Consider the following 17,039-nt stretch of genomic DNA (forward strand, 5'->3'; position numbering starts at 1 on the left):
AAAAAAGAGATTCGTTTTTACCGCGCCTTCTCCTGTTTCAGATGACGGGTGGGGATTGCCAGCAGCTTACGCACCCGGCTCTCCAAATGCTTCTCAATGGCCTGCAAATGTTCTTCCGGCAGGCCCAGGCTTTCGTGGCGCTTGAACCGGAACCCGATCATGCGGCGAAGCTGCTCTTTCTGCTTTGGCCCCATGACCTCTGCACACACTTCCTCATAGGAGATGTTGTAGGGGTTAGAACGGGTTTTTGCATACTCGTCCAGATTCGCATAATCTTCCTTACCGGCATAGCAGAACAGGGACAGCCCATTGTCAAAAATGGGGGCGGGCGCAATAATGTTGCCGCTGTGGTTATCCCGCAGGACGCCAAAGTTTCCAAAGTGGCGGTCCTCATTGTAAATCAGAGCGTCAAACACCAGCATACTGCGGATTTGCTCGGAAAACTCCGGCCCCAGCTTGTCGTAGTAGGCAAGGCAGGCGGCAATGCCCCCGGTTCGGACAATGCGCCCGATGGGGATATAGGCTGTGTCGATGTTGGTAAACAGGGCGCACTTAGAGGCGGTAATGCCTTTCCAATTCTCCAGGTCATAATGCACGGCGTTCAGACGCATGGTTTCCGCAATCTGCGAAGCATAATACTCGCAGTACGGCTCCCGGCCCGCATTGGACGCGCCGGTCGTGCCGCCCTTGTAGAGATAAATCCCATCGTGCTCCACATATCGCCACGCCTTGGGCAGCATACCGCCTGTGGTCAGCTCCGGGGATGTGGTAAACGCCTGCCTGCTCCCGCCTGCGCCGGTATAGGCCACCAGCGCCAGTATCTCGGAAAAGCGATTTTCGTAAAGATTGTATTGGGAGAATCCCCCCTCAAATCCTTCCGGCACCACCCAATAGCTGTCGTTGAGCGACAGCCCCTTGCACACGTCGATGATTCCCTTGGTGTCGTTGTGGCTGAGGCCAAGGGTTTTCAAAATCTCGTCCACAAAGGCGCGGTTTTTGGGGATAACCCGCCGCTCCAGCCAATGAATGACGCCCTCGCCGGTGCGCTCCATATCCAAAGGCAGCAAATGGGCCTGCTCCTCGTTGGTGTATAAGATTTCAGCCACAAGGCCGGACAAGCCCTGCTTTTCCATGGAAAAGCGCATTAGCTCCGTATCATAAATGCGGAGACTGTAAACATTACTCATAGGCTCCTCCTTGTCGTTCAGTTCCAGTGAAACATCCTTTCCCAGCGCCGAGGCGATTTTTAAGATCATATCAAGCGTGGGGTTCTGTGTCCCACTTTCCAGGCGGTTAATGCCGGAACGCTGGATTCCCAGCCGCCTTGCCAGTTCTGCCTGGGAAATGCCCTGCTCCAGACGGGCCTCCACAAGCTGGGATATGATTTTCTGCCGTTTGCGCAGTTCATCCATACTCTCACCTCACTGCTTTAATGTTAACATATATGATAACAATTTGCAAGAGGGAGAATCTGTCGAAGCTGCAAAACTGGCAACTCACCGCTCCGGCTCTTTGCTGTGGCTGCCCCGAATGGGAATCCCCAGCCGGTGGCACAGAAAATCATTCACATCCTTTCCACGGGGCGGCGGTTTGTTCTCCACACGGTAGCCCTCCGGCATGACAGCCATGATTGCCTTGGCCGCCAGCCGGCCAGCCGTGTCATTGTCCAAATGGAGATAGACGGTTTTCACATGGGGGTGGTCATCCAAAAATCGGGTGAGGGCCACCGGCAGCTTGCTTTCCTCCATCTTTTTCTTCGGCTGGTACACCCCGGCCAGGGACAGCAGATTGTGCCGCCGCCAGTCAATCCCGTCCAGCTTGCAGAGAGTGGCATAGGACATCACATCAATGGCGCACTCGCACAGATGGACTGCCGGATTTTCCACGCAAGCGGGCAGGGCGAAGGAAAAGTGCTTATCACTGCCGCTTAAATCCCCGTGGAACCGGGCTTCACTGATTCCCCGCAGGCAGCCGAACCGCGCCTTGCCATCCTTGTCGAAGCCCACAAAAACCACGTTGCTGTGGCCCTTGTTCCGGCTCTCATAAATCCGCCCGGTCTGAACGCAGTAGTCCAAAATCTCCTGGTCAATGCCCCGGCCTTTGAGATAGGCCATCATCGCCCGATTATCCGGGGCGGCCTGGGGCAGAAGCAGGTGCTTGGGCTTTTCCTCCTTCGGCGCTGGCACAAAGGAAGGCGGCGGGATGGCAGCCCTTCCGGAGATAGTTTCCATGGCCTCCAAAAAGGAATAGCCGTTGACCTTGATGAGATAGTCCAGCGCACTGTAACCGCCAATCCCGCGGGAAAACCAGCACCATTTGCCGTTGGAAATCCGCAGGCTGTCATGGGTCTTGGTACAGTAGACGTTGCCGGACACATGGACCAGCTCCTGGGGTTCGCAGGTTTGCAGGTAGGTGAGCAGGTCCACCTGCCTTGCCCGTTCGATGGCTTCTGAATCGTAAAAAGGCATAAAAAAATACAGCCCCCTTCACATAGCCATAGATTAGCCGCCCCATGTGGGGTAGCTGACTATGTAAAAGGGGCTGTACTCTTTTCAGATATGGAAAAAGCCGACTGGATTGCTCCAATCGACTTTCTGCATATACTTTTGCGATTTATATGCAGATATGAATGAGGAATGTGCAGTTTTGGGCGGCAGCTTTAAGCCATATCCAAAAACTCCAAGAATTTCAATAGTTTTTACTCCTAATCCGTAAAAACTTGTTTTGTTCAAGACCTTTTTGGGGGTGCGAATGAATTTGGATATGTAAAAGCGGCATGGATTTTTCCATGCCGCCCAAAAAACTATTCAGTTTTGAAAGCGCCGATTTTCTTCAGATAGGCAAATCCGTCTGCATGGCCCCGGAAGTAGATGTGTTCCCGTTCCATATTATCGGCCCGCATATACAGCCGGATAAATTCTTTCAAGGCTTCATGCTCCTCAGCGGTAAAAGAAAGTTCTCCCTTGCCCTCCAGCAGAGCGCCAATCACAAGATTTTGGCGTTTCAGTTCCTCCATCTGGGCCTTCAACTCGGTATATTCCGGGCTGGCAGCCGCCAAATCCATCACGATGTCGCTGTCGATTTCAGAAAACTGCTCGGAAATGCGCTCCGGGAGCAGGCAGTAGCTATCGTCCATCTATCATCGTCCATCTATCATCACCCCTTATCACGATTTTTATTATACTATACCTGCCCCGCAGCGCAATGGCAAATGTGCAATCACCTTTCTTTCTGCGCTTTGGCTTTCTGTTTGGCTTCGGCGGCCCTGGCCTGTTCCTGGACAGTATCCCATACCGTATCCATATAAGAGGTTTCCTGGTTCTCCCACCTCTCAAAAATCTGCTTCAAGGGCTTGTCAGATTTCAGCAGCGCCCTGGCCTGACTATCCTCCAGATCGTGGTATTCAAGAGACATCAGGATGTCCTCCCGCACCGTGTACTCATAGGCATGGTTCAAAATCTCAGCCGGCGGTTGGGAGAGCAGCCAATCCCGGAACTGCTCCTGTTCCGCAAACATTTTCTCATAGAGCCTGGTATTTAATTCTTCGTTGGTCATCGTATCCTCCTTTACCGTGCCAGCTCCGCAACCCTCCGGGCAGGCACATCCTCGCCCTCGTCTGGGGTATCGTCCATCAATGTTTTGTCCTTCTCATCCATGTTGAGCAGAATATTCAGCTCTTTCAAACGGGCTGTTTTCTCCGCCAGCTCCTCCTCGCGGGCAAAAGGTGTAGCCAATTCCGTGCGGGCGTTTTCAAGCTGGGCCTTGGTTTCCTCCAGGCTGTTCTGCTCGGCCTGCAGGCTGCCTGCAAGGTTTTCCAGAGCGTTGTCCAGGCGGGTGATATTGCCGAACACATCCGCCCCCAGCGTCACCGTATGGGAAAGAGTGCCTTTGAGCGTGATCCGATACTCGTTGCTCCTGCCATCATAAGCCAGCACCATGGAAAAGCCCCGGTACTGCCCCAAAAGAACAGCGTCGGAACCTGTCATACGGGTGCAAACATCAATGATAGCCTTGCCGGCGCCCTCTTTTTCGGTGTAGTGCCTGCCATCCACCTCCATGCCGCAGAAGCCCTCCTGGGCCTTGGGGTGGGCCGCCGCCAGCGCCACATCCTGCTCATAGCCCGCGATCCGTTCCGTGAGCCGGGTGATTTCCTCCGGGTATTTCCGATACACCAGTTCCTCCAGAGCGTACACCTGGTTCAAGTGGCTGGCTTTCAGCATATTGAGCCGCGCCACCTCCATATCCAGGTTGCACTTCTCGATAATAAGTGGGTTGCCGGTGGCCAATGCCTTGATTTCCGAATAGCTGAGGGCAGTTTCATCTACATCATCCGCCACACGGACGGGGGCCTTGCTGGTCATGATCTGGGCGATGAACTTCTGCTTGTTCTCCACAAGCTGGTAGAGGTAAGCGTCAAAAGTGCCTTCCGTTACATACCGATAGATTTCCACCTCCTCATTTTCATTGCCCTGGCGGACGATACGCCCCAGCCGCTGCTGAAGGTCGGAAGGCCGCCAGGGGCAGTCCAGGTCATGCAGGGCAATGAGCTTATCCTGGACGTTAGTGCCTGCGCCCATTTTGGCCGTGGAACCCAGCAGCACCCGCACCTGCCCGGCGCGCACCTTGGAAAACAGCTCCTTCTTTTTGGCTTCGCTGTCTGCCGTGTGGATAAAGGCGATTTCTTCTTCCGGGATACCGGCGTCCATCAGTTTCTTTTTTAGGTCGTCATAAACACTGAAAGAGCCATCGGTAGTAGGTGTGGACAGGTCGCAGAATACAAGCTGGGCAGAGCGTTTTTCTTTAGTCTGTTCCCAGATGCGGAACACATTCCGGGCGCAGACAGCCACCTTGCCATTGGGGTCGTCGGCAGCGAGAGGGTTGATGAGCCGCATATCCAGCGCCAATTTCCGCCCGTCATTGGTAATGCGGAGCATATTGTCCACATGGGGGTCAACCCCACCGGCACGGATTTTCTCTGCCCGTTCCGCCAGCCCCCTTATCATCTCTTTCTGAAGCTCCGAGGGCTGGATCACTTCCGTGTGGAAGTTTGCCTTGGGAACAGGCAGACAAAGCATATCCGCTGTTTGGATGTCGGCAACCTCCTTGAAAGCAGCCATCAGCTCCGGCAGGTTATAAAACTTGGCAAACCGGGTTTTGGCTCGGTAGCCGGTGCCCTCCGGCGATAACTCGATGGCTGTAACCGTTTCTCCGAAGCTCCCCGCCCAGTCATCGAAATGGACAAGGCCCATCTCCTGCAGGAGCCTGTACTGCAAATACCTCTGGATGGTGTAAAGCTCTACCATGGAGTTGGAGATAGGGGTGCCGGTGGCAAAAATCACGCCGCGCCCGCCGGTCAACTCGTCCAGATACTGCGTTTTCATGAACAGGTCGCTGGATTTCTGGGCTTCGGTCTGGGCAATGCCGCCCACGTTTCGCATTTTTGTCGCCAAAAACAAGTTCTTAAAATAATGGCTCTCATCAATAAAGAGCCTGTCCACGCCGAGCTGCTCAAAGGTGACGGTGTCATCCTTGCGGCTCTGGTCGTTGAGCTTGGCCAGCCTTGTCTCCAGCGATTTCCGGGTACGCTCCATCTGCTTGACCGTGTAGCGTTCCGCCTTCTGTGCCTTGGCCTGCTCGATTCCTTCCAGGATTTCTTCAATCTGGCGCTCCAAAATGGCCTGCTGGCGCTCCAGGCTCATGGGGATTTTTTCAAACTGGCTGTGGCCGATGATGATGGCGTCGTAGTCCCCGGTGGCAATGCGGCTGCAAAACTTCTTGCGGTTCTGGGTTTCAAAATCTTTCTTCGTGGCAACTAAAATGTTGGCGCTGGGATAGAGCTGGAGCCATTCCGCCGCCCACTGCTCGGTGATGTGGTTTGGCACCACGATCAGCGACTTGGTGCAAAGGCCCAAACGCTTCATCTCCATGGCAGCGGCCACCATCTCGTAGGTCTTGCCCGCCCCCACCTCGTGGGCCAGCAGGGTATTCCCGCCGTAAAGGATATGGGCAATCGCGTTGATCTGATGAGGCCGTAGGGAAATTTCCGGGTTCATGCCCTCAAACCGGATGTGCCGCCCATCATACTCACGGGGGCGGACGCCGTTGAAGGTTTCGTTGTAAACACGGCACAGCAGTTCCCGGCGGTCGATGTCTTTCCAGATCCACTCGGCAAACTTCTGCTTGATGAGTTCCTGCCGGTCCTGGGCAATCGCGGTTTCTTTTTTGTTGAGGACAGGCTTTTTCTTGCCGTTCTCGTCCTCAATATAGTCAAATACCCGCACATCCCTTTGATTTAGGGTCTGCTCCAAGATGTGGTAGGCGCTCATCCGCTTGGTGCCGTAGGTGGTAATGGCTTTCACATTGCTGCGGTCGGCGTTTTTCTCCCGGATGCTCCATTGGCCGGTGGCTTCGGAGCGCAGGATTTTAATACGATCCCGCACATAGTAATTGGGGGTGAGCAGCTCCACCATGAATTGCTGGTACACCTCGATGGGCACCCAGTTCGCGCCAATGCGCACGCCAATTTCTCCAGCGCCCAAATCCTGGGGCTGAACGGCTTCCAGGGCCTCCACATTTCTGCGGGCGGTTTCCTTCTGATTGTCAGGGGCCACTTCCAGGAATGCTTTTGCCATCCGCAGCTTTTGGCGCACTTTCCCGGAAAGGTACTCATCCGCCGTGACAAGAGGATAGCGGCTCAAATCCGCCAAAGAAGGCAGGATGTCCTCCGGGTTCTCCGCACAGCGAATATCCCGGTAGATCACCCCGGCAAGCTCTTTTTCCAGTTCCTCCGGGGATTTACCCGACAGCTCTGCCATATAGTCCATATCCACACGGGCTTTTTCCGAAATGGACACCGCCAACGCTTCACTGGCTGTATCCACACTGGTGACAGCCACATGGGGCCGGATGGTGCGCCGGGTGAACATATCGGCTTTTCTTTTTAGGTTGCCCTGCTCATCCAGCACCTCCAGAGAGCACAAGAGGCAGTAGCTGGAGTCCTCCGAAAAGGCCAGCTTGTTGCCGCGACTGTTCAGCAGCCCATACTTGGCGGTGAAGCTGTCGTAAAGGGCGTTGAGCTTTTGCTGCTCGGCTGCAATATCCTCATCCGGGTAGCCTTCGGTCTGGTACTCAATAAGCCTGCGGGTACATTCCCGCAGCTCGATCATGCCACGGATACGGTTTTCCGCCGTGACGGAGACTTCCACCGGGTGCATGAGACTGTTTTCTCGGTAGTATACTTGCCCATCTGCAATCGTGTAGCTGAAATTCTTCACTGTGGGGTCGGCAGGGATGGAGCGATCTTCCTCCTCGTCCAGCTCCTCCAGCTCATAGGGCTTGATTTCCGCCTGCAAAAACTGGATGGCATTGGCAAGCTGCTCGGATAAATCTTCCCCCTCGCGGGCTTTGCAGGCGCTGTCCGGCCCGAACCGTGTGGATTCCATCACCATGTCGCCCAAAATCATCTCCGGGTGCTGCACGAAATAGCGGTTCATGCGGATTCCGTTTTCATCGGTGTCCAAATGCACCCAATCCTGGTCTAAATCGGTGATGTGGTCGCGCTTTTGCAGGAAAATGATGTCGCTGGTCACTTCCGTTCCGGCGTTCCGCTTGAAGGTGTTATCCGGCAGGCGGATGGCCCCAATGAGATCGGCGCGCTGTGCCAGGTACTTTCGGACGCTGGAGTTTTCCTTGTCCAGAGTGCCTTTGCTGGTAATGAACGCCACAATACCGCCGAGCCGCACCTTGTCCAGCGTCTTGCCGAAGAAATAGTCGTGGATCAGCCAGTGGTGCTTGTCGTACCGTTTATCCAGCACTTTGAAATCCCCAAAGGGGACGTTGCCCACGGCTACATCAAAAAAGCTGTCGGGCATTTGCACAGTTTCAAAGCCGTTTACGGAAATGTTGGCATTCTGGTAAAGCTGGCCCGCAATCCGCCCGGAAATGGAATCCAGCTCTACGCCATAGGCTTTGCTGCCCGCCAAATCTGTGGGGAGCAAGCCAAGGAAATTACCGGTGCCGCAGGATGGCTCCAAAATGTTCCCTTGGGTAAAGCCCATCTGAGCGAGGGCCTTATAGATTCCCCGGATGACCACAGGCGGCGTGTAAAAGGCGGTGAGGGAGCTGGCCCTGGCCGCTGCGTATTCCTCCGAATCCAGCAGAGATTTCAGTTCCTCATAATGGGGGCTGGTTTGTTCAAAGCAGTTTGCAAGGCCGCCCCAGCCCACATAGCGGGACAGGATTTCCTGTTCTTCGGGCGTGGCCAGCCGTTCCTCAGCTTCGATCTGCTTCAAGGTGCGGATGGCGGCAGCATTGGCCGCGTATTTCTCGCTGGGGGTGCCGTGGCCCAGGGCGTCATCGGTGATGTGGAAATCATGGCGCTGATCCCTGGGGACCTCCGGGTGCAGGGTTGTGAAAGTAATGCGCTCACGGCGGGGGTGCTTCGGCGGCAGTGGGAGTGCTTCTTCTTTTTTAGGCTGTAAATCGGCCTGCTCTGGGCTGGCTGACGGTTCCTCTGCGGCAGGGGCTTGTTTTGCCTGCTCAATGGCTCGTTCATCAGGGAAGTTCCCGTAAACCCGCAGCCATCTGTTCTCCTGAAGGTCATAGATACCCGCGCCATCATAGGCAAAGCCATCCTCGCCCTCCATAGTGCCGGCCACATATTTCTGCGCAGCTTGTTCGGCCTCCGCCAGCGTTTGGTAATCCAGCCGTTCATCAAAGCCATTTTCAAAGTGGTGGTACACCACCACTTCGTAAGGCGGCTCCATGCGCTGGGCATAGCGGTCGATGTCCTCCATGGTGAGCCATTCCGGTTTTTCCGGCAGGGCGTCATAGAGTTCCCGCATTTTGGCGATTTGCTCTCGCACGTTCCCAGCCCACAGGTGCTTTTCTGCCCGCCCGCCAGCGCCCAAGAAATAGTCGCAGTCGGCTTTCAGGCGGCTTAAAAGCATATAATCATTTTGTGGTGGTGTACTTTGCTGCAACAAGGGAAGGATGTCTTGGTACTTGGGATATTGTGCGAGGAAGTCCAGAACGCCCCCGTCACCGTCCCCAATATCCTGGCGCTCGGTGTAGGTGGTGCCATCTGGCATGACCACGGTAAATTTCACCTTGTCATACCCCAGGAACCGAGCATTTTCTGGGTCATCGGATTCGTACCACGCCTGCCAAGTGCCGTATTTTTCAAGAGCAGCCTTTGCACCGGCCACCTGCTCCTCATCCGCCTGTTTCATCAGGGTGTCAAATTCACGGATACCGTAGCGTTTTCCATCTTCAAACACGGGGCTTTCGCTCCACTCGCAGAAGATGTATGGCTCTATGTCGGGAGGGTATTTTCCATTGAAATAGTCCTGGTCCACAGAGGTGAGTTGGTCAAAGTCCAGTTCGGCCAGCTCATTTTGGATGAGTTCATCCAGGCTCTCATACTGCCTGCGCTCCAAAAACTGCCCGTCCAGATAACGCTCAATGCGGTAATGGACCAAGTCGGCATTGACCTGGATGGGAATTTCCTCATCCGTAACAGTGGTGTAGGCAATGCCCACCTTTTCCAGATCACTGAAATCGGCTGGACTGCCATACTCGGCCTCGCAGAAATCGTTGATAAATTCTTTGGCAATCTCCAGTGAAGCAGGTTCCGGCTCCTCGGACAAAAACTCGCGCTCAATGAAGTCGGCAACATCCTGGCTGTTACCTTTGCCGCCATGGGCACGGTAATCCATCAAACCTTCTTCGACCAGTTCGCTGGATACCGCATATCCGGCCTCCTCCAGATAACCGGCGATTTCTTCTATCTGCGCCTGTTCCGGGGTAAGGGCCGGGGGCAGCTCCGCGATCTGCTCCATACAGAGGGTGATGTCCACCGCGATTTCTTCTTCCAGGTCCGCATGGTCCAGGAAGGATTGAAGCAGTCTGCGGATTTCCTCTCTCTGAACGGGGTCATGGAGCTGCCGGGCGATATTTTCCACCGCCTGGGCGTCATCCTCACCATAACCCATGCGGGAACCATCAAACTCTCCCACAAAACGCAGCACCTGGGCGGCCAGCTTCGGGTAGGGGTCTACCGGTTCTTCTTTTTGGGGTGGTTCCTGCGCCCTGGGCGGCACGGTGAACACCGGCGCGTCCTGGGTGGCGGAAATGGTCATTTCCGAAGTGTCAGCAATCCGCTGGATTTCCTCCCGCACTGCCTGGGGCATTTCCTCCTCGTAGAAGGTCACCGTGCGGTCTGGGGCGATGTGGGCAACCGTTTTGTAGTCACCGTGTTCCTCCTCCAGCCGGTTCCACACCGTGACGCCGTTTCCCAAATAGCCGTAGCCCAGGTCGTAGGCTTTGGCTTGCGGCATGGTGGGAACCACAGGCTCCTTGTGCTCTGCAAAGAGCGTGAAGGTTCCCTGCCGGAAGGCAGTGAGGTTTTCAAACGCCTGCTGGCGCAGGGCGTACATCCTGTCATCCTGCGGGGTGGCCTCCCAAATGGGGACCATCATCTGATAGATTTCTTCCACACGGGCCGGGTCGTCAAGCTGCGGCTCGATGAGCTTCACCGCGTCCCAATAGTCAAAGCCAAAGGGATAGGGGTGGGGCTGCTCCTGGGGTACGTTTTCAAAGAAAGTGCGGATATTCCGGGCAAGCTGGTGCTTCTCATACTGCGGCATGGCGGCGCGGTCCTCATCGGTGAGGAACCGCCCCTGGGCGATCATGGCGCTGACGCGCTTTTCCACGGCGTTCCATTTCAGCTCCACCTTGGCGTAGGGGGCGGTGATACTGCCGTGGCTGAAAGAAACGCCTTTACTGAGCTGGTAGGTCACATCGTCATTCCCACTGGAATGGCCGCTGTACTCGCCGTGGTAGTGCTTTAAGAAATTCTCCCGTTCCTTGCGCTCTGTGTGGTTGCGATAGAAAGAATACACGGCCAGCCGGTAATCGGTGCTGCGTTTTCCACCCCGGAGAAGGTTGTCGATCTCGTCCCCGGAGATGAAAAAACGCCGCTGGGGGGCGTACCCTTCGGCGGCGGTAAAGTGCAGCGGTTCCCGCTGCAGGTCGGAAAGCTGCTCCAGCAATTTTTGCGGACGGTGGAAATGGAATCGCAGCAGTTCCCGGTTCTCTCTGTATGCCTGGACAAACTGCTCCAGCTCATCCCGCAGGTTCTGCAGCCCCTCCGGATGGCCTAACAAATCGCTTATGGCGGCGCTTTCCTCTGGAAACCCATGATTTTTACCGTAAATGGTATTCACCGTGGGAAGATAGCCCGCGTCGGCAGTGCCTTCTGCAAAATCCTGCCGGAGATACCATAGCTGCGCGGCCCGTTGCTGGCGCTCATACTCATCCACCCGGTCAAGCTCGCTCTGGGGCATATATCGGCCCAAGTCCAGCAGTTCCCGGATACGGGCCGCCGCCTGTTCCCAGGGGATGAGGGTGGCGCTGGAACGCTGGGCGCTTTCGCCCTGGGCAATGCGGATTCCCTCGGCGTTGTACCAGATGGCATACTGTCGGCCATCCAGATAAAAGCCAGCGCCGTTCTCTCCATAGTGCTCTGCCAGGAACCTGGCATTGTCCGGCTTATCCTTTTTGAAATAGGCGCAGATGATGAGGCGGCTGTTCTGGTCGTTAGCACCAATGCACAGCGCCTCGTCGATTACCTGCTGAGGCAGAGCCGGGTGAGGGAAAATGGATGGTTTGGCCGTACCCTCGGCCTGGGTTGGCTGCTGAAACGCCGCAAAATCAAAAAGGGACATCTGCTGGCTCTCTTGGGTAGGGAGCTGCGGGATGTCCGTCTGAATGAAGTATTCTTTTTTGTCAATAAGCTGGGCGGTCCAGCCTGCCACCACTTCCCAGGAAAATACAGATTCCCTGGTGCGGGATGGGTAAGAGCCTTCCCACATGAGCAGGCCATTCTCCTGGGGCTTATATCCCAGGCGCTGCCCGTCAGCGATGATCTCAGTGTACCGGTCCTGATAAGCGGATTTCAGGTAGTCGGCCCGTTCCTGAACGTCGCTGTGAACCGAAAAGAAAAGCTCGATCTGATTTTTCTTATATTTCAGGTCATCATCTTTGTTGGCGATGATGGCCATGATCTGCTTTTCATCCAAAAGCGCAGGGAGCTGTTCGCCACCTGCGCTTTCTTCCGGTTCATCAATTAGCTGTAAATCAGCTCCGCCAGCACCGTTTCCTCCGCCGCGTTCTGCAGGTTGCTCATCATCTGCACCCACTTCATCTGGTCGCTGGCTTTCAGTTCCTCTGTCACGCCCTGGTTCTTGGCCATCTGCGCCACGATCTGCTCCATCCGGCGCTGGGCGGTCTGCTGGATCTCCGCCAGATGGCTGTTCAGCTTGCCGCTGGTCAGCAGGTTGGTGTACGTCACCCTGCGGTGCTCCTTGAGGAATTTCTTCCGAAGCAATGCGTATTTCCCATGGGGAACCGGCTCCTCCTGGGGCGGCAGAAGGTTCGGCAGATTGTAGTCGCCCTGCCTGGTGTAAGTGATCTCGGTCATATTCAAAACTCCTTTCCAGCTGTGTGTTTTCCTGTTCAGTTACAGCATACTGGTTTTTCTGCTGGGGTTCAAATGTGCGATTTTCTTTTTGGGGCTGTCTTTGCAGGGCAAGAACCGTGCGGGAAATGGCGGAAAGGCACATCTGGGAGATGTCCCCGGTGGCCACGCCTAAAGCGTTCAACGTCTGCGGGGTGTTAAAGTCCGTCACATCCCGGAAATCCATGTCCTCAAAATATTCAGACGGGTCAAGGCCGCAGCGCACCAGCAGCATATATCCAATGCTGTTTTGCACCGCCCTGCGGTATTCCACTTCCAGGTTCAGCTCATCCAGTTCTTCCAGAAAGCTGCCTTCCGTGAGGGTTTTCAATTCTGCCAGGTAGTCGGGCATATTGTCCTCCACGGCGTTCTTTGCCGCAGAGAGCAGTGCTTCACCCAAATCCTCCTTGCGCTCCAGCTCTCCAAAGCTGTTTTCCAGCGTTTCAATGATGTCCGGCGCATATTCCTCCCGCACCGTCCAAAGGGGGACGGGGCGGGGGAACCGGGCCTCATGGGTATCGGAAATATCAAAGTAGTATTTCAGTCGGGGTTTTCCATTGTGTTCACCGTCAAAAACGGCAATGCCGTTTGCGCCCCGGTTTACCCAGCGCCCAAATTGCCGGTTCCATCGCTCGATCTCCAGGACGGCGGTGGCGTCTGGGCGCTGGGCGTAGACAAGCAGTTGTTCATCGAAAGAAAGCCGGTAGTTGCGGCAGGCAGAAGCCAGAAACGCCCGCCACTGGTCAGGAGCTGTCACGCTGCGCTGCGTTTCCTGGTACAGCTCCGTCAAGGCTTTATATCGTATCGCCATCGGTTGCCCCTCCTTTTCTTATTCTTTTTTCGCAGCTTTCAGTTCTGCGCTGTAATCCTTATCAGGGTCATATTGATTGCACAGGGAGAGCAGCAACAGCCAGATGGTATTTCCGGCCTCCTTCGGGTACATCCGAAGCGCCACGCAGGGCGCATGGTCACTGTCAACAAAGGGCCTCCCATAGCGCATAAACTGGTCGATCAGCTTTTGAGCCATCTCCCGGTATTCTTCATAGGGGTTCTGTTCCGCCTGCTGATGGAGAACCGTCATCAGCAAGTTGAACCAGTCCTCATGCGTATCCAGTTTTACGGGCGGTAAAGACGCCATTTTTATCACCTCATCTTTCCATGGCGACGGCCTGCCGCTGCCGGGGAATGGAAAACCCGTAGACTTTGGCGATGTCGTCGCCCAGCCTGCGGGTCACTCTCGTAATATCGGCGCGGGTTGCAATGCCGCGATATAGTTTTTCTTTCAGCAGTTCAATTTGAGAAGGGCTGGCGCTGTCCTTGTAAACGCGGTAAAGATAAAAGTTCGTGCCATCATGGTGGATGGCGTCGCACCGCAGATCACCCAGCCGGTCCACATACCAGGTGGAATAATCCGTATCGGAATACAGGCAGTCCCGGATATTGCCGCTGGGGATTTCCTTATATCCCATGCGCCGACCATTCCACAGGCCCAGGTCGCCTACGACTAAAATCGGTTGGGAGAGCTGCACATTGAGGTTGGCGCGTTCATCATCCAGGTAATCCCCATTGATCTCATACATCAGGGAAATGCGCTCATCTTCGGATAAATCCGGGTAGTCCGCCTCCAGGTCATCCCTCCAATCCTCATAGTCCAGGCCATAATTGCTCCAGATAACGTGTCTTTCCTCCTTCATCGGGCTTCACCCCGGTCTTTCTGCCTGGGCTTGATAGGCTGCCCCTGCTCGTCATAGTTTCTGGGATCGGCGGCGGGAGTCTGCCAGCCAAGCATGGAGCCGGCAAGCATGGCGGCCTCCTGTGCTTTGGTAACGCCATTCTTCACATTGCGGTCGTCTGCAAACTCTCGGTTCTGTTGAGCGTCAGGAGTTGAAAAATCATAGCAAGGGCTGTAGCCTTTTTCGCCCCTGGTCAGAAGAATCAGCTCCCCGGATGAGGGCAGTACACTAAAACACTGCACCGGCAGAGAAGAACGCAGCGGGATCACGCTCCCGTGAGTTTGCTCCAATCGCTCCGCAAATTCGCAGATATGATACAGGGCGCTGGAATACCCGCCGCTGGTTTCAAAATGGGTTTCGTCGATGACCCGGCAGGTGCGGTCGCGGGTTTCTCCGCCGCCAGTGAAAATGCGGATGTGGTCGCCGTCGGGAATGCGGAACAGCTCCTTGTAGCCGGGCGTGATAAACCGGATACCCTGTTTGGCCTTTTCCATGTGGTGTTCCAGGAATCGGGAAACGTAGGCGTAGAGGTAAAAGTTGTAGTCTCCATAATTGGGATTGCACCGGAGCATATAGGTGTGCTGCGGCGTCTGCACCTTAAAACCATACTCGGCGCAGTAGTTTCCCTCAAACTCAGCCTCCGGGTTCTGATAGCAAAACCTGGTCATGCTGTCACGGGTACAGAGCAGCCCATTCTTCTCCCGCAGAGTGTTGACCACCTCATCAAGCTCCGCCTTAAACTCGTCCGTCTTGTATTCCCTCCGATGGTCGAACCAGGAAGTGTAAAACTCTTTTCCAGCGCCAAAATCCCCGCGCAGATGGCCGATACAGCCGGTTTGCCCTTCAAGCTGGCTGCTCTGGTTGTACGCATACAGGCGATCCGCCGGGGTCATGCTGGTAATTGTCAGTTCCATTATCGCTCACGTCCTTTCTTTTTCGCTTGTCGTTTTTGCTCCGATATGGCTTTTTCCCTTGCCTGCCAATATTCGGGGTGGTGAATTTGCACGCTGCTATTGATAACAGCCTCATACGCACCGGGGGCAAAGCGCCCGTTCACCGGAGCCTGGATCATCTTTTTATCCATCAGCTCCCGGAGAGCCACCTGCGCGTCATTATCTTCCTCAAAGCAAAGATAACCGCTCGCTATAAAACCGCAGCCCATCGCTTCTTTTCGGAATACCTTTTCCGCCAGCTCCCGCCGCACCATAACGCCGCCATGCCCTGGGGTAGAAACGGAATAAACGCCGGGGCAGAGCGTTTCGCACTCCTGGACTTTGCCCCATGGGGAATAGGGCGGGGCCTCCGGCGCAATGGTGTTTTGCCGCTGTTCCTCCAGGCACTGCACCTCCTCCTGCGCCCGCGCCACCAAATCCTTCTGCGCGGAAAACAGGTCGCTGAAATAGTGGCCCCAATCGTAGTCCGTCCGGTTACTACATTTCCAGGTGACAAACTGCTGGGGCGCTGTCAAATGAACACCCAAGACAAATTCGCTGTCGCCCACATGACAGGAATCCGTAATGATATATCCGGCGTTTTCTCTGTAATCCATCATCGCTCACGCTCCTTTGCGGTTTTCTTTTTGGCCTGTTCCTGCTGAATCGCAGTAAGGCCATGCTTGGCCCAGCCGGGAAGGTCCTCCGGCTGTATCGTTCCCAGCACGTCCATGCGCTCATAGCGGCTTTCTTTTCCAGTATAAAGGTCAACGCAGTAACAGGCTGACCCCCTGCTGTGCGGGGAAGCCCCAAAGCCTCCCATACAGAGCTTGAGCTGGCGAGTGGCCCTGCGGTATTCCCGGCGCAGCACCTCCGGCTTTATCACCACGATTTTCCCGTGCAGATCATCCTCATAGGAAATGGGGATGCAGCCCTCCGCTGTAATGGGGCGGTCGTCTATGCCCTGTATGCGGGGCTTATTGAGTTCTATGTGGGTTTTCTGCGCTTGCTCGGCAACCCGCTGGCCGAACAGCTCCACAATCTCCGGGAAATCATCACTGGCCATCACTTCGCTGTATTCTGCAAATAAGGCGTTTTGCCGACAAAAGGCGCACATATACTTCATGCCGGTTTCATCCTGCGGATTTTCCCCCAGGACAACCTCGCGGTCGCCAATCTGCACCGCCTGGATAATCTCATAATCACCGGCCATGCGTTTTTCTGTGGAATCATCGTTCATCACTCTGCCTCCAATTCCTGTTTAATAAATACTTTGATTTCCTTTACACTGGCAAAATCCCGTTCATCCCCGGTAAGGTAGCGCACCGTGTCCTGCCATTGAGACAGCGGGTAGCTGTTCTCATCCATCCTGCACAGGTCCAAAAGGGCCGCCCGCCGCAGGATAGGCGAAAGATTTAAGTCGGAGATGAAACAGCCATGCCGAGCCGCCAGTATGTCCAGCAGGTGCAGTTCATTCATGGCAACACCTGCTTTCTTCAGCTTCTTTCAGCAATTCCTCCACCAGCCTGCCGCTGCGGACTTTATTCCGGTCTGCCAGCACCTTGTTCTGGACGCACAGCACCGCCCGGATGTTGGGAACGGTAATGCCGGGGACCTCCACCATCTCCTCCGGGGTGATGGTGAGAAGCTGCACCGGGGAGTAACCAGCCTGGGCAAAGATGCGGAACAGCCGTTGTTCAAATCGTTCTCTCATCTGCAAAGCTCCTTTCTTTTTTGGTATGTAAAAGGGGCGGCCCCGCATGGCCGCCCCTGGCTGGTTACTTCTTCCGGCTTCTGACTTTCAGGAAAATCAGGCCGCCGATGATGAATACCACCAGCGCAATGGCAATAATCGCT

General features: G+C 55.2%; 12 protein-coding genes and 1 pseudogene. All 13 read right to left on the bottom strand.

Annotation, left to right across the window (positions count from 1 at the left end; genetic code table 11):
* Nucleotides 1-17: 17 nt before the first annotated feature.
* The 13 genes and pseudogenes from OCV88_RS11085 to OCV88_RS11145 all read right to left on the bottom strand — a co-directional run bounded on the left by OCV88_RS11085 (nucleotide 18) and on the right by OCV88_RS11145 (nucleotide 16,896).
* Nucleotides 18-1,412: a helix-turn-helix domain-containing protein gene (locus OCV88_RS11085; protein ID WP_015535522.1), complete on the bottom strand. Its 1,395-nt coding sequence runs from the start codon at nucleotides 1,410-1,412 to the stop codon at nucleotides 18-20.
* 84 nt (nucleotides 1,413-1,496) lie between these two features.
* The gene (locus OCV88_RS11090) at nucleotides 1,497-2,468 is read right to left on the bottom strand and encodes a DUF3991 and TOPRIM domain-containing protein (RefSeq protein ID WP_015535523.1); all 972 of its coding nucleotides are present in this window, start codon (nucleotides 2,466-2,468) and stop codon (nucleotides 1,497-1,499) included.
* Between the two features lie 335 nt (nucleotides 2,469-2,803).
* Nucleotides 2,804-3,136 (bottom strand): DUF6664 family protein, encoded by a 333-nt coding sequence (locus OCV88_RS11095; RefSeq protein WP_015535524.1) that lies wholly within the window; start codon nucleotides 3,134-3,136, stop codon nucleotides 2,804-2,806.
* An 83-nt stretch (nucleotides 3,137-3,219) separates the two neighbouring features.
* Nucleotides 3,220-3,555 (bottom strand): DUF3848 domain-containing protein, encoded by a 336-nt coding sequence (locus tag OCV88_RS11100; protein WP_015535525.1) that lies wholly within the window; start codon nucleotides 3,553-3,555, stop codon nucleotides 3,220-3,222.
* Nucleotides 3,556-3,566: 11 nt separating this feature from the next.
* The gene (locus OCV88_RS16150) at nucleotides 3,567-8,984 is read right to left on the bottom strand and encodes an LPD11 domain-containing protein (RefSeq protein WP_416795187.1); all 5,418 of its coding nucleotides are present in this window, start codon (nucleotides 8,982-8,984) and stop codon (nucleotides 3,567-3,569) included.
* A gap of 21 nt (nucleotides 8,985-9,005) precedes the next feature.
* Nucleotides 9,006-13,328 (bottom strand): annotated as a pseudogene (locus tag OCV88_RS16155) (LPD25 domain-containing protein); the annotation flags it as partial.
* 18 nt (nucleotides 13,329-13,346) lie between these two features.
* The gene (locus OCV88_RS11115) at nucleotides 13,347-13,655 is read right to left on the bottom strand and encodes a hypothetical protein (protein ID WP_015535527.1); all 309 of its coding nucleotides are present in this window, start codon (nucleotides 13,653-13,655) and stop codon (nucleotides 13,347-13,349) included.
* A 10-nt stretch (nucleotides 13,656-13,665) separates the two neighbouring features.
* On the bottom strand, nucleotides 13,666-14,211 hold the full coding sequence (locus OCV88_RS11120) for a hypothetical protein (protein ID WP_015535528.1): 546 nt from the start codon (nucleotides 14,209-14,211) through the stop codon (nucleotides 13,666-13,668).
* The gene (locus OCV88_RS11125) at nucleotides 14,208-15,164 is read right to left on the bottom strand and encodes a hypothetical protein (RefSeq protein WP_015535529.1); all 957 of its coding nucleotides are present in this window, start codon (nucleotides 15,162-15,164) and stop codon (nucleotides 14,208-14,210) included. The genes OCV88_RS11120 and OCV88_RS11125 overlap by 4 nt, the downstream gene beginning before the upstream one ends.
* Complete coding sequence (locus tag OCV88_RS11130; RefSeq protein WP_015535530.1) at nucleotides 15,164-15,802, bottom strand: DUF7007 domain-containing protein; 639 nt, start codon at nucleotides 15,800-15,802, stop codon at nucleotides 15,164-15,166. The genes OCV88_RS11125 and OCV88_RS11130 overlap by 1 nt, the downstream gene beginning before the upstream one ends.
* Nucleotides 15,799-16,422, bottom strand: coding sequence for a hypothetical protein (locus OCV88_RS11135; RefSeq protein ID WP_015535531.1), 624 nt, complete (start codon nucleotides 16,420-16,422; stop codon nucleotides 15,799-15,801). The genes OCV88_RS11130 and OCV88_RS11135 overlap by 4 nt, the downstream gene beginning before the upstream one ends.
* Nucleotides 16,422-16,661, bottom strand: coding sequence for a hypothetical protein (locus OCV88_RS11140; protein WP_015535532.1), 240 nt, complete (start codon nucleotides 16,659-16,661; stop codon nucleotides 16,422-16,424). The genes OCV88_RS11135 and OCV88_RS11140 overlap by 1 nt, the downstream gene beginning before the upstream one ends.
* Entirely contained in the window at nucleotides 16,654-16,896 is a 243-nt protein-coding gene (locus OCV88_RS11145; protein WP_015535533.1) for a hypothetical protein, read from the bottom strand. Before OCV88_RS11145 ends, OCV88_RS11140 begins: the two co-directional genes overlap by 8 nt.
* Between the last annotated feature and the right edge of the window lie 143 nt (nucleotides 16,897-17,039).

The organism is Brotonthovivens ammoniilytica (assembly GCF_025566885.1).
In the GTDB taxonomy this organism is placed as follows: domain Bacteria; phylum Bacillota; class Clostridia; order Lachnospirales; family Lachnospiraceae; genus Brotonthovivens; species Brotonthovivens ammoniilytica.

Excerpts from the sequence above, each read along its gene's own strand:
- OCV88_RS11085 (WP_015535522.1), bottom strand. The coding sequence starts at position 1,412 with ATGGATGAACTGCGCAAACGGCAGAAAATCATATCCCAGCTTGTGGAG.
- OCV88_RS11090 (WP_015535523.1), bottom strand. The coding sequence starts at position 2,468 with ATGCCTTTTTACGATTCAGAAGCCATCGAACGGGCAAGGCAGGTGGAC.
- OCV88_RS11095 (WP_015535524.1), bottom strand. The coding sequence starts at position 3,136 with ATGGACGATAGCTACTGCCTGCTCCCGGAGCGCATTTCCGAGCAGTTT.
- OCV88_RS11100 (WP_015535525.1), bottom strand. The coding sequence starts at position 3,555 with ATGACCAACGAAGAATTAAATACCAGGCTCTATGAGAAAATGTTTGCG.
- OCV88_RS11115 (WP_015535527.1), bottom strand. The coding sequence starts at position 13,655 with ATGGCGTCTTTACCGCCCGTAAAACTGGATACGCATGAGGACTGGTTC.
- OCV88_RS11120 (WP_015535528.1), bottom strand. The coding sequence starts at position 14,211 with ATGAAGGAGGAAAGACACGTTATCTGGAGCAATTATGGCCTGGACTAT.
- OCV88_RS11125 (WP_015535529.1), bottom strand. The coding sequence starts at position 15,164 with ATGGAACTGACAATTACCAGCATGACCCCGGCGGATCGCCTGTATGCG.
- OCV88_RS11130 (WP_015535530.1), bottom strand. The coding sequence starts at position 15,802 with ATGATGGATTACAGAGAAAACGCCGGATATATCATTACGGATTCCTGT.
- OCV88_RS11135 (WP_015535531.1), bottom strand. The coding sequence starts at position 16,422 with ATGAACGATGATTCCACAGAAAAACGCATGGCCGGTGATTATGAGATT.
- OCV88_RS11140 (WP_015535532.1), bottom strand. The coding sequence starts at position 16,661 with ATGAATGAACTGCACCTGCTGGACATACTGGCGGCTCGGCATGGCTGT.
- OCV88_RS11145 (WP_015535533.1), bottom strand. The coding sequence starts at position 16,896 with ATGAGAGAACGATTTGAACAACGGCTGTTCCGCATCTTTGCCCAGGCT.